This is a genomic window from Rhodovulum sp. DZ06 (assembly GCF_050586345.1).
GTDB lineage: Bacteria > Pseudomonadota > Alphaproteobacteria > Rhodobacterales > Rhodobacteraceae > JBOCEF01.
On record NZ_JBOCEF010000035.1, the window covers coordinates 43,150 to 54,059 of the forward strand.

Below are 10,910 nucleotides of genomic sequence, written 5' to 3' on the forward strand. Positions count from 1 at the left end.
ATGACCGAAGCCCTGATCGGATTCGCCGCCGTCCTCGGCCTCGTCCTGCTGCGCGTGCCCATCGCCTTCGCCATGGGCCTCGTCGGCATCATCGGCCTGGCCGAGCAGCGCAACATGCGCGCCGCCCTGTCGCAGACCGCGCGCCTGACCATCGATGCGGCGCAGGATTACGGCCTGTCGGTCGTCCCGCTCTTCATCCTGATGGGCCTGTTCGTGAACAAGGGCGGCCTGAGCCGGGAGCTTTACAACGTCTCGAACGCCTTCCTCGGCCACCTGCGCGGGGGCCTCGCGATGGCGACCATCGTGGCCTGCGGCGGGTTCTCGGCCATCTGCGGCTCGTCGCTCGCCACCGCGGCGACGATGTCGAAGGTGGCGATGCCGCAGATGCGCCGCTACGGGTACACCGACAGCCTGTCCACCGCCTCGATCGCGGCGGGCGGCACGCTGGGCATCCTGATCCCGCCCTCGGTGATCCTGGTGATCTACGGGCTGCTGACCGAGACCTCGATCGGCAAGCTGTTCATCGCGGGCGTGATCCCGGGCCTCCTGGGCATCACCCTGTACCTGTGCGCCGTGGCCTGGACGGTGACGCGCAACCCGGCGGCGGGTCCGGCGGGCGAGCGGACGGACTGGGGCGGGCGGCTGCGCGCGGTGCGCGACGTCTGGGCGGTGCTGCTGCTGTTCTTCCTGGTGATCGGCGGGCTTTACGGCGCGCTCGACTTCTACCCGATCAACCTGACCTTCTCGCCGACCGAGGCGGCGGGGATGGGCGCGATGGGCGCGTTCCTGATCGCGCTGTCGCGCGGGACGCTGAACCTGAAGTCGATCTTCGAGGTGCTGCGCGAGACGACGAACACCTCCGCCTCGCTGTTCTCGGTGCTGATCGGCGCCTGGGTGTTCTCGAACTTCGTGAACATCGCCGGTCTGCCCGAGGCGCTGCTGGAGATCGTGACCGCCAACGCGGTGTCGCCCTGGATGGTGATCCTGATGATCCTGGCGATCTACCTGGCGCTGGGCTGCGTGTTCGAATCGCTCTCGATGCTGCTGCTGACGGTGCCGATCTTCTTCCCGCTGATCGTCTCGCTGGGGTTCGACCCGGTGTGGTTCGGCATCATCGTGGTGGTGGCGGTGGAGATCTCGCTCATCACCCCTCCGGTGGGGCTGAACGTGTTCATCCTGAAGGGCGTGGTCGGGGACGTGTCGACCGGCACGATCTTCCGCGGCGTGACGCCGTTCTGGGTGGTGGACATCATCCGCCTGGCGCTGCTGGTGGCCTTCCCGGCGATCGCGCTGCTGCTGCCGAACTCGATGGGGCCGTAAGCCCCGGCGCAGGACTGGAAAAGACGAGGGGGCGCGCCCGGCCGGGCGCGCCCCCTTCGCATGTCGGCCCCCCCTGCCCCCCCGGCGGCCGCTTGTTCAGGGCGCGGGGCGCTGAAACGTGAACCGCCCCGCGCCTGGGGGGCGCGGGGCGGCTGAGTTCCGCGTGCCGGCGGAATGACCCTTCGGGACGGCCCGTGGGGTTGGACGACCCGGATCATGGTTGCGGCCCACACAACACGCCGCGGCACAGGACGCTTTACGCTTCGAACACAGTGCAGACCCGGTTCGGGCCTGCGCAAAGGGAGTGAACACGAGGTGAAGGTAAATGAAAACTGTTATTCAGACGCCGAATTCATTTTGCAACCTGCGCGTGCGCGGCGCTGATCCCGGGTGACATCCGCCGTGCGCCGCGGGGCTCGCGGGGGGCCGGTCGCCGGGCGGTCGCCGCGCGGTCCCGGGCCTCAGCCGCGGCCGCGCAGGGCCATCGCCTCTTCATAGGCGTGGTTGATTGCGGCGAGTCGCGCGGTGGCCAGTTTCACCGCCTCCTCCGGGACGCCGCGGGCGATCATCCGGTCGGGATGGCTTTCGCGCACCTGGGCGCGCCAGGCGCGGCGCAGCGCCTCGTCCGACACGTCGGGCGAGACGCCGAGCACCTCGTAGGGATCGGGCGGCGCGCCGGGGGCGTAGCGGGCCTGGAGGGCGCGGAAGGTGCGCTCGGGCAGGCCGAAGATCTCGGAGACCCGGTGCAGGAAGGCTTCCTCGGCCGGGTGGTATTCGCCATCGGCGGCGGCGATGTGGAACAGGCCCTCGAGCAGGTCCGAGAGCGGCTCCTTCCGGTCGCCGAACATCTTCGCGATTCGGGCGGCGTAGCCCTCGTAGCCGGCGATGTCGGTGCGGGCGAGGTCGAAGATCCGGGCGGCGTTGCGCTCCTCGGCCGGGGGGATGTGGAACACCTCGCGGAAGGCGGCGACCTCGTCCCGGGTGACCTGCCCGTCGGCCTTGGCCATCTTGGCCCCGAGCGCGATGACCGCGATGGCGAAGCCCGCGGTCTGTTCGGGCGGGGTGCGCAGGCGGTCGAACACGTCGCCAAGGGTTTCCCCCTGGCGAAGGGCGGCGAGCGCGTCTGCAATGCGGGACCAGATCGACATGGCCCATGATTAGCGCCGCCCCGCGCGGTTGTCATGGCGCCGGGGGACGCAGGGGGCGCAGCGCCGGGAGAGGCCGCGCGGACGGTTGGCGGCGGGCGGCAGGCGGCGGGCGGCGGGCGGCGGCGGTTGGCCGCGCTCAGCCCGCCATGGCCATGGCCGCGATGGGGCCCATGGTGCAGAGCGCCTCGACCCCCAGCCCGAGGCCGAGCGCGACCCGCGCCCCGCTTGCGGGGTATCGGCGGGCCAGCGCCAGCGCGGCGGCGAGGCAGAGGAGCAGCTCGGCCGGGGCCACCCAGCCCGCGTGCCGGGCCGGGTTCCAGTAGGAGAGGGGGCTGTGGAACACGTAGTCCGAGAGCGGCCAGAAATGGCGGCGCGCGTCCTCGTTATGCAGCGGCAGGTCGCAGATGACGTGCAGCAGCCCCGCGGCGGCGAAGGCGGCGAGCATCGGTTTGCGCCAGGCCAGCGCGGCGAGGGCCAGCAGCGCCCAGAGGGGGATGGAGTTGTCGACCGCGAAGATCCCCTGCCAGAACGGGTCGCGGTAGTCGTAGCCGAAGACGAGGGAGAGGGGGCGGCCCTGCACCAGGTGCTCCCACGCCACCATGGTGAAGACCGAGATGTCGGGGACCAGCGCGCCCGCCATGGCGGCGAGGCCGAGCCCCGGGCGCCCGGGGCGGGCGAACAGGCCGGCGGCGATCAGGATATGGGCGGGGGTGTTCACGGGGCGGCTCGGCCGGGCTGGAGACGGGGAGTTCGGGTCGGACTTGGGTTGCGGGCGCGTGGGTCGCGGAGATGCGGGGCCCGATGCGGGTGTCGGAGCGGATCGCGGCGCGGGCGCATGGGAGCGACGGCCGCCAGCGGCGCAGTCATGGGCTTCTGGCGCGTGGGTCGAGGCTTGGCCTGCGGCGCAGGCGTGGCTCGCGGCGCGTGGGTCGTGGGCGCGGAGCGGCCGCCCTGGCGCAGCGCCGGTCGTCGGCCTGGCGTCGGTCGTCGCCTTGGCGCGTCGGCCTGCCGCAGCGCAGGTCTTCGCCTTGTCGCGTCGGCCCCGGCCTGGCCCCGGCGCGTGACCCGCGGCCCGCGGCGCGCGGCCCGTTTCCGGGAGCGCCGGACATGAAAAGACCGGGCGCGAGGGAGAGAGCGGCCCCCGCGTCCGGCCCATGCCGCGCGCCTGCAATCCCGGCGTGCAGCCTTGCGGGAATGCCGGCGATCGCCCGCCGCAAAGGCGATCGCCGGACCCCGCGAACCCGACGCTCAGGAGGGAGAGCGAGGGGCCCGCTCGCCCGCATCAACGCCCGATCCTTTTCCTGGGGGGGGACTGGGGCGTCGCCGCAGCGGGCGGCTGAGGACACAATGGGCCCCCAAGAGTTAATAGACAATTACCAATTCCCGCTATGCGTGCATTTTCCAAATTTTCGTTCAGGCGGCGAGCATCCCTGACCGCCCGTGCGGGGCGGTGAAATCGATCTCGGGCGCCGCGGGCACGATGCGGTTCGGATTGATCGTCTCGTGGCTGTAGTGGTAGTGGCGCCGGATGTGGTCGAGCCGCACGGTCGCCGCCACGCCGGGCCGCTGGTACAGCTCCCGCGTCCAGGCCCAGAGGTTGGGGAAATCGACCAACCGCTTGATCGAGCACTTGAAATGCCCGTGATAGACGGAGTCGAAGCGCACCATGGTGGTGAACAGCCGCCAGTCCGCCTCGGTGATCCGGTCGCCGCACAGGTAGCGGTTGGCGCCAAGCCGCGCCTCCAGCTTCTCCAGCGTCTCGAACAGCGGGTGGACGGCCTCCTCATACGCCTCCTGCGTGGTGGCGAAACCGGCCTTGTAGACGCCGTTGTTGACCCGGTCGTAGACCTCGGCGTTCACCGCGTCGATCTCCTCCCGCAGGTCCTCGGGGTAATGATCGTGACCGCGGCCGACGATCCCGGCGAAGGCGGAGTCAAGCATGCGGATGATCTCGGAGCTTTCGTTCGACACGATCCGCCCCTGCCGCTTGTCCCACAGCACCGGGACGGTGACGCGGCCGGTCATGTCCGGGGTGTCGCGCAGGTAGACCTCGCGCATGAAATCCGAGCCGAACAGGCTGTCGCCCTCGGCGCCGTCGAAATTCGTCTCGAAGGTCCAGCCGTCCGAGAGCATGTCGGGATGCACCGCGTCGACGGTGATGTGGTCCTCCAGCCCCTTGATCGCGCGCATCACCAGCGTCCGGTGGGCCCAGGGGCAGGCGTAGGAGACATAGAGGTGGTAGCGGCCGCTCTCGGCCTTGAAGCCCCCCTCGCCCGTCGGCCCGGGCGCGCCGTCGGCGGTCACCCAGTTGCGGAACGCGGCCTCGGAGCGCTTGAAGCGGCCCCCGGTGCTCTTGGTGTCATACCACTGGTCGGTCCACTCTCCGTCAATCAGCATGCCCATGGCGCGCCCTCCCATCCTTGTCCTGTCTGCCTGGGGCTAGACATGGACCGGGGCGGCGGCGCGTCCAACCGGGCGGCTGGGACAATATAGTTCCCGATTTCGAAACAGCGTGGTCAGTCGAGGCCCGCGGCGCGACGCAGGGTCTCGAGCCGGTCGGCCTCGGCGATCGGCTTGTCCCAGCGAATGCGCGCCACCCGCGGGAAGCGCATCGACAGGCCGCCGCGGCGCTTCGGGGCCTCGGAGAGCGCGTCGCAGGCGATCTCCAGCACCAGGCCGGGCTTGACCCCGCGCACCGTGCCGAAGCGGTCGGTGGCGTTGGCGCGGACCCATTTGTCGAGCTCGGCCAGTTCCGCATCGGTGAAGCCCGAATAGGCCTTGCCGACCGGGACCAGCGCGTCCCCGTCCCAGACCCCGAAGGTGTAGTCCGAGAAGAAGGAGGACCGTTTCCCGTGCCCCCGCTGCGCGTACATCATCACGCAGTCGAAGCGCAGCGGCTCGCGCTTCCATTTCCACCACAGCCCCGCGGGGCGCCCGGACCGGTAGGGCGCGTCGCGGCGCTTGAGCATCAGGCCCTCCTCGCCCGCCCCGCGGGCGGCGGCGCGGCGGGCTTCGAGCGTGTCCCAGTCCGCGGCCTCCAGCACCGGCGACAGGCGCAGGCGCTCCGATCCGGGGCGGGCGATCCAGGCTTCAAGGGCCTTGCGCCGCGCCTCCCAGGGCAGGTCGCGCAGGTCCTCGGTCCCGTCATGCAGCAGGTCATAGACCATCATCACCGCGGGCTTCTCCGCCAGCATCGCCCGCGTCGGCGCCTTGCGGTTGAGGCGGGTCTGGAGGGCGGCGAAGGGGGCGATCTCGCCGTCTTCCTCCACCAGCAGCTCGCCGTCCACGCAGCCATGGCGGTCGAGCGCGGCGAGCAGGTCGGGGAAGGCGCCGGAGAGGTCCTCTCCGGTGCGTGAGAACAGCCGCCGCCCATGCGCCGCCGAGGCAGCCTGCACCCGGATCCCGTCCCATTTCACCTCCGCGGCATGGGCGGCGGGGTCCATCCCCGCGCGGTCCGCCGGTTCCAGCGGATTGGCGAGCATCATCGGCCTGAAGGCCAGTTCCGCGTCGACCTTGGGCGGCGGACCGCCCTCGATCCAGGCGAACAGGCCCGTGTAGGGCGCCTCCTGCCCATGCCAGACCGCCTCGATGTCTTCCGCGGTCGGGGCGCCGAGGCGGGCGAGCGCGGCGCGGGTCATGGCCGCCGAGACGCCGACGCGCAGCCCGCCGGTGCAGAGTTTTATCAAGGCGAAGCGGGCCGAGGCGGAGAGCCGGTCGAACAGCGCCGCCAGCGCCGCCTCGCGCCGCGCGGGGGCGGCGGAAGGGGGCAGGGCGCGCAGCCGGGCGACGACGGCGGACAGCGGCGGGTCGGCGTCGGGAAGGGGGGCGAGGGCGGCCTCTTCGTCCGGGAACAGCCCCGGAAGGGTGGGCGCCGGGTCGGCGGCGGCGGGGTCCGGGGCGGGGGCGGCGCCTTCGGGCCAGATCAGCGCCGCCGTTTCCGCCAGGTCGCCGACGAAATCGTGCGAGAGGGCGAAGAGGGTCGGGTCGGTGCGCGCCTCGGCCATGCGGCGGATGAGGGAGGGGGTGATGGCGGGCAGGTCGAGCCCGCCCGACAGCGCGCCCAGCGCCCAGCCGCGGTCGGGATCGGGGGTCTCGCGAAAATACGCCTCGAGCAGCCGCAGCTTGCCGTTGCGGGACGGGGTGAAGACCAGCGCTTCGAGAAGGTCGGCGAAACGGTTCACGGCGGGGCTTTCCGGGCCGGGGGGGCGTGTGCGGCGGGGCGGCTTGCGTGCAGGGGATGATAGGGGCCGGGGCGGGGCGGGAAAGGGGGGCCGGGCGGCGCCGCGACAGGCATGGGGGGGGGCAGGGCGGCGTGGCCTGCCGGTCCGACCGCCCCTCCGCGGGGTCGTCCTGCCGGCCCCCGCATGGCCGCCTGCCACACCCCGCCGAACGCAGCGGCGCCAGGGCGACCGCTTCCGCGGCCAGCCGCGGCGCCGCTCCACGCGCTGCCGCCCCACGCCTGCAACCCCATCCCGCCAGCGCCCACCCACGGCCGTCGCGCCATCGCCCGCCCCACGCGGGAGGGCCCGGAGCGGGTCAGGGATCGCGCAGCGACCCGCGCAGCGGGCTTGTCCTTGACGCGCTCCGGGGCCGACCAACCCTTGGAGCTGCGACCTGGGGGAGATCCTCTCCCCCAGGCGCTTCAAAGCAGGGTCCGACCGCCCGCCCCCCCCGCACCGCCTCCTGCCATCCCGGGCGCCACGGGGGCGTTCGAGGGGGCATGCCCCCTCGAGCGGGGGATCGGGGGCGGCAGCCCCCGCCACTTCCGCCGAAGGAAGGCGCAGCCGCCCGGAGGCCCCCGCCTCTCAGTCCCGCGACCCGCCGAGCCGCCCCAGCAGCAAATCCAGCATCTCGCGCGTCGCATCGCGGCGCACCCTGCGCCGCCGCAGCGCCGCGGCCAGCACCACGTCGGCCGAAAGCCCGTCCAGCGGGCTGGGCCGCGTCTCGCAGGGCGCGCGGCGGGGCGCGGGGGCGCCGTCGGACAGGATCCGCGGAACCGGGCGCGGAAGGGGTCGGGGGGAATGTTCGTCGCGGGTCATCATCTTCTCCTCGGGGATCAATCGCTTCCATTCGATGTCCCGAGGATGCCCGCCCGCGCGCGCCGAGGGCATGGGGCGATCACCCCGTTTTGCCCCCCCGCGGCGCCGGCCGCCCCCGCTGCGCGGCCGAAAACCGCCGGTCCCGGCCAGAACCCGCGCTCAGTCCCCCTCGCCCTCGCGCCCCGCGACCGAGAGGGGGCGCGCATCGATCCCCTGCCCCGCGCACCAGTGGCACAGCGCCTCCTCGGCCCCGTGGGTCACCCAGACGGTCCCGGCCCCGACCTCCCGTATCGTGGCGCAGAGCCCGTCCCAGTCGGCATGGTCCGAGATCACCATCGGCAGCTCCACCCCTCCCTGCTTCGCGCGCTGGCGCACCCGCATCCAGCCCGAGGCGGCGCAGATCACCGGGTCCGGCAGCCGCCGCGCCCAGCGATCCGCCAGCGCCGAGGGCGGGGCGAGGACCAGCTCCCCCGCCATCCCGGCCTTCGCCGCGGCTTTCTCGAGCCGCCCGAGCGGCACGCCATGCGCCTCGTAAAGCGCGCAGAGTTTCTCCAGCGCGCCGTGGAGATAGATCGGGCGGTCGTAGCCCGCCGCCCGCAGCTCGGCGATCAGCCGCTGCGCCTTGCCCAGCGAATAGGCCCCGACGGCATGCGCCCGCTCCGGCTGCGCGGCCAGCGAGGCGAGCAGCCTGGCGATCTCCCCGCCTATGGGCGGGTGGCGGAACACCGGCAACCCGAAGGTCGCCTCGGTGATGAAAAGATCGCACTCCACCACCTCGAACGGAGCGCAGGTCGGGTCGGCCTCGCGCTTGTAATCGCCCGAGACGACGGCGCGGGCGCCCCCCGCCTCGATCACCGCCTGCGCGGCCCCGAGGACATGGCCCGAGGGCGCCAGGCGGATGTCGGCCCCGCCGACCCGCAGGGTCTCGCCGTAAGGCAGCGCCTGGGTCGAGGCGAAGGCGGTCTCGCCATAGCGGACCTTCGCGATGGCGATGGTCTCGGGCGTGGCCAGCAGCGCGTCATGGCCCGGGCGGCAATGATCCGCGTGGCCATGGGTCACCAGCGCCCGGGGAACCGGGCGGTGCGGGTCGATGAAAAGGTCCGCCTGCGGGCAATAGAGGCCCTCGGGGCGGATGGTGAGCAGGTCCGTGGCGCGCATGGGCGCGAAGGATAGCGCGGGCGCGCGCCGGGGGAAGCCGCGCTCAGCGCCGGGCGATGATCGCCGTGTAGGGCGCCGCCTTGCCCGAGGAGCTCGCCTTGGTTTCGAACCTGCGGCCCAGCTGGTGCAGCGTCGCGTCGTCGAGCCCCGAAAGCTCCTGCTCCACGGTCCAGCCCTGCCCCCCGAGGTCCGACCTGACCTGCGCGCGCGTCGCCTCGTCCACCACCACGATCTTCAGTTCGGCCATCTCGCGCCCCTCCCTTTCGCTTGTCCCGATCAGGCCGTCGCGCAGCCCGCGCTTTCAAGGCCCCCGGCCAGGCTCTTGACCTCCTCGAAGCCGGTGGCCTCCAGCGCGGCGCGGAACTCGGCCACCGTCTGCGCGCCGCCGAGCCGGGTCATCGCGTCGGGCCCGCCATCGGCCTGGTAGGCCGCGAACAGCTTCGCCCAGTTGGCGTCGTTGCGCGTGCCGCCGGGGAAGGTGCAGGCGGTGATCAGGTCATGGCGCGACCGCCATTCCGTGATCCGGGCCTGGGTGGTCTGCGCGATCTCGGCCGCCTTCGGGTCGATCCGCCCGTCATCCCCGCGCGCCATCAGCGCCGTGGCGGCGCCGGACTGCACCGCGATGGTCCCGACCGCGAGGCGCTGGTAGATCGCGTTGCCGACCGAGGTCGCCCCGGCGCTGTCGCCGCCGTATTTCAGCTCCATCAACACGTTGGCCGTGTCCTGCGCGCCGTCATAGCCCGCCGCGGTCACCGCCGTCTCGCTCGAGGGCCGGTTGGTCGGCACGAAGGCGAATTCCGCGCGCTTGTAGCCGAGGTTGAAATAGGGCGCGTTGGTCGCCTGGTTGGTGCCGATGTCGACGCCGATGGACGTCCCCGTCGCCGCGATCACCGAATAGCCCTGCTCGGCGCAGCCCGAGAGCGCCGCCGCCGCCAGAAGGGCCGCCGCCCCGCCGATCCGTTTCATTCCGCCTCTCCCTCGTCCTGCACGTCGTCCGGGTCGCCCACGTCGTCCACGTCACCCGCGTCTCCCGCGTCATCCACCGCGATCCGCTCCAGCCGCATCTCGCCGCCTGCGCCGCGGCGCAGCTCGACCGCTCCCTCGCCGTCCAGCGGCGCGACCAGCCAGTCCTGCGAGATGTAGCCGAGGCTGAACCCCGGCCCCCGCGTCGGCGTGCCCTGGAGGCGCAGCTCCAGCCCCAGCGCCTCGAGCCGCCCGGCCTCCACGTCGCCCTCGCCGGCGGCGGGGCGGTCCAGCACCCCGATGCCGATCAGCACGGTGCGCGTGCCGCCCCCCGGCGCGGGCGCCTGGATCGCGCAGGCCGAGGTCAAGACAAGGGCGGCGCAGGACGCGGGGAATACGCGCATTCTTCGGGGCATCCTCGGGCAGACCTTTCTCGCTTGTCGCAAAGCGTAGCATGAATTTGGCAGGCGGACCGGAATTCCTGCCCCCGCGGCGCGGCGGGGGGACCCGCGGCAGGGGCCGCGGCACGGGGCGCCCCCCCTCCCCGTCGCCGCGATCCGCCCTATGATCCAGCGTCATGACCGACGCCGCCGCTCAGACCGGGCCCGCCCTGCCGCCCTCCCTCGCCCGCTGGTTCGACGCCCGCGGCTGGACGCCCCATCCGCACCAGCTCGAGCTCCTCTCGCGGGCGCAGGCGGGCGGCGCGGACCTGCTGATCGCCCCCACGGGGGGCGGCAAGACGCTGGCCGGGTTCCTGCCCACCCTCTGCGCGCTGGCCGAGGATCCGGCCCCGGGCCTCCACACCCTCTATGTCTCCCCCCTCAAGGCGCTGGCCGCCGACATCCGCCGGAACCTCTCGATCCCCATCGAGGAGGCGGGCCTGCCGATCCGGGTCGAGGACCGCACCGGCGACACCACCCAGACCGCCCGTCGCCGCCAGCGGGCCGACCCGCCGCATATCCTGCTGACGACGCCCGAATCCCTCGCGCTGATGCTGAGCTGGGAGGACGCGCCGCGCATCTTCGGCTCCCTGCGCCGGGTGGTGACGGATGAAATCCACGCGCTGGCGGAATCGAAACGCGGCGACCAGCTCGCCCTGAACCTCGCGCGGCTCGAGACCCTGTCCCCCGGCCTGCATCGCATCGGGTTGTCGGCGACGGTCGAGGACCCGGAGGCGCTCCTCCAGTGGTTCGCGCCACCCGACCGCGGGGGAGCCGGCAGGCGGTCCGGCGCCTTGTGCAGCAACCGCAGCACCGGCGTGCCGGTGTCCACCGCGTAGTCG

10 protein-coding genes and 1 pseudogene are annotated in these 10,910 nt (G+C 72.8%); 2 read left to right on the top strand and 9 right to left on the bottom strand.

Translation table 11 applies throughout. The features are described 5' to 3' along the window. Positions 1-1,320 carry a TRAP transporter large permease gene (locus tag ACQ5SO_RS14900; RefSeq protein ID WP_430942410.1) on the top strand — a complete coding sequence of 440 codons (1,320 nt, stop codon included), beginning with the start codon at positions 1-3 and terminating at the stop codon, positions 1,318-1,320. 461 nt (positions 1,321-1,781) lie between these two features. On the opposite strand, the gene ACQ5SO_RS14905 is transcribed toward ACQ5SO_RS14900, so the two are convergent. From ACQ5SO_RS14905 to ACQ5SO_RS14945, 9 genes are all read right to left on the bottom strand, one after another. Continuing rightward, entirely contained in the window at positions 1,782-2,468 is a 687-nt protein-coding gene (locus ACQ5SO_RS14905) for a TerB family tellurite resistance protein (protein ID WP_430942411.1), read from the bottom strand. Between the two features lie 136 nt (positions 2,469-2,604). Next, a complete protein-coding gene (locus tag ACQ5SO_RS14910; RefSeq protein ID WP_430942412.1) occupies positions 2,605-3,186 on the bottom strand; it encodes a cobalamin biosynthesis protein CobQ in 582 nt (193 codons plus the stop codon). A gap of 695 nt (positions 3,187-3,881) precedes the next feature. Continuing rightward, on the bottom strand, positions 3,882-4,871 hold the full coding sequence (locus ACQ5SO_RS14915) for a glutathione S-transferase family protein (protein WP_430942413.1): 990 nt from the start codon (positions 4,869-4,871) through the stop codon (positions 3,882-3,884). A gap of 113 nt (positions 4,872-4,984) precedes the next feature. Next, positions 4,985-6,649: a cisplatin damage response ATP-dependent DNA ligase gene (locus ACQ5SO_RS14920; RefSeq protein ID WP_430942414.1), complete on the bottom strand. Its 1,665-nt coding sequence runs from the start codon at positions 6,647-6,649 to the stop codon at positions 4,985-4,987. A 624-nt stretch (positions 6,650-7,273) separates the two neighbouring features. Next, positions 7,274-7,507 (bottom strand): hypothetical protein, encoded by a 234-nt coding sequence (locus ACQ5SO_RS14925; protein ID WP_430942415.1) that lies wholly within the window; start codon positions 7,505-7,507, stop codon positions 7,274-7,276. A 159-nt stretch (positions 7,508-7,666) separates the two neighbouring features. Next, the gene (locus ACQ5SO_RS14930) at positions 7,667-8,665 is read right to left on the bottom strand and encodes a ligase-associated DNA damage response exonuclease (protein ID WP_430942416.1); all 999 of its coding nucleotides are present in this window, start codon (positions 8,663-8,665) and stop codon (positions 7,667-7,669) included. A 43-nt stretch (positions 8,666-8,708) separates the two neighbouring features. Then, entirely contained in the window at positions 8,709-8,912 is a 204-nt protein-coding gene (locus ACQ5SO_RS14935) for a hypothetical protein (protein WP_430942417.1), read from the bottom strand. Between the two features lie 29 nt (positions 8,913-8,941). Then, positions 8,942-9,631, bottom strand: a complete 690-nt coding sequence (locus ACQ5SO_RS14940; RefSeq protein ID WP_430942418.1) for a hypothetical protein — start codon at positions 9,629-9,631, stop codon at positions 8,942-8,944. Continuing rightward, positions 9,628-10,032 carry a hypothetical protein gene (locus tag ACQ5SO_RS14945; protein WP_430942419.1) on the bottom strand — a complete coding sequence of 135 codons (405 nt, stop codon included), beginning with the start codon at positions 10,030-10,032 and terminating at the stop codon, positions 9,628-9,630. The genes ACQ5SO_RS14940 and ACQ5SO_RS14945 overlap by 4 nt, the downstream gene beginning before the upstream one ends. Positions 10,033-10,205: 173 nt before the next feature. On the opposite strand from ACQ5SO_RS14945, the pseudogene ACQ5SO_RS14950 reads away from it, so the two are divergent. After that, positions 10,206-10,823: pseudogene (locus ACQ5SO_RS14950) on the top strand (DEAD/DEAH box helicase); the annotation flags it as partial. Between the last annotated feature and the right edge of the window lie 87 nt (positions 10,824-10,910).